Here is a 336-nt window from a genome sequence, read left to right on the forward strand (position 1 = left end):
ACGGTATAGGTCACGATAATTAAAAATACAAAAAAACTGACAAGCAAAAGGGTAACCTGCCCCTGTGTGGTTTTCCACGTCATGATAATAGTGTCTCGTTGTGTCTGGATAAGCGTATATAACGGCGTTCACCGGTATTTCTTTAATTAAAAAAATGATGTGTATGACTGATTTGTCTTGGGAAGGTGCGAACAAGTCCCTGATATGAGATCATGTTTGTCATCTGGAGCCATGGAACAGGGTTCATCATGAGTCATCAACTTACCTTCGCCGACAGTGAATTCAGCAGTAAGCGCCGTCAGACCAGAAAAGAGATTTTCTTGTCCCGCATGGAGC

1 protein-coding gene is annotated in these 336 nt (G+C 42.6%); it reads left to right on the top strand.

The genetic code is table 11. The features are described 5' to 3' along the window. Positions 1 to 248 precede the first annotated feature (248 nt). Positions 249 to 336: hypothetical protein (locus FHD02_RS24635; RefSeq protein WP_001566122.1), on the top strand; the 88-nt coding region annotated here is incomplete at its 3' end.

The organism is Citrobacter sp. EC_71 (genome assembly GCF_019584005.1).
Taxonomy (GTDB): Bacteria; Pseudomonadota; Gammaproteobacteria; order Enterobacterales; family Enterobacteriaceae; genus Citrobacter; species Citrobacter werkmanii.